The following is a 672-nucleotide window of genomic DNA, read 5'->3' as shown; positions in this document are numbered from 1 at the left end:
GTTTAACACGCTACCGGCAGCTGAGTTCGCCGCAGCCAAGATCCCGCGTGCCAAACTGGTCGTCTATGACACTGGCGGACATCTTCTTGTTGGGCAGCAGCAGGATGTTCGCATGGCAGTTCGCACTTTCCTAGCTGGCGCCGGCCTGACCCCGTCATCCGACAGCCCAAGACAGTGATACAACATCCGCCTGGGGCAGTGCCGCCTCACAGGTCGTTTCGTTGCTGTCGCCGATCGAAGGAACAGCCGCAGGAGGAGGGACAGCGCATCATGCCAGCGCTCGCCTTCGTCGCCGCTTGCGTATCCTTCTGGCGACCTGTGCTGCATTATCGAGCCACGCAATCAATAAGCTAAAAGATTGATATGACTCCAGGATTAGCCGTTTCGTAGCCTAGGCGCGGTTCCAATTTGTCTTTTGAATGGTCTTTCGGGATTGCGCCCGAGACAGTTCCCGTTGAACAGCAATCCAACTCAGTTCCCCGCTTTTTCTTGGTCGTGCCTGACAGATCGCCACAGGCTGGCGTTACTGTTTTTCCGACCAGCGCAAGTAACAGTTCCGGACTAGGGAGCGCGAGTTTACGCGCCTACCACCTTGAAAGCCCTTCGATGGAAAGCGGCTGAGCTGCCGGCGAAAAAGGGCGTTTCAGCCTATTCCACCGCGCTCTGCGACGG

1 pseudogene is annotated in these 672 nt (G+C 57.3%); it reads left to right on the top strand.

The features are described from left to right. Positions 1-178: pseudogene (locus EOA85_RS39740) on the top strand (alpha/beta hydrolase); the annotation flags it as partial. Positions 179-672: the final 494 nt, after the last annotated feature.

The sequence above is a fragment of the Mesorhizobium sp. M5C.F.Ca.IN.020.29.1.1 genome (assembly GCF_003997375.1).
GTDB classification, from domain to species: Bacteria; Pseudomonadota; Alphaproteobacteria; order Rhizobiales; family Rhizobiaceae; genus Mesorhizobium; species Mesorhizobium wenxiniae.
The sequence above is the reverse complement of the archived record's forward strand: the minus strand, read 5'-3'. Positions and strand labels throughout refer to the sequence as shown.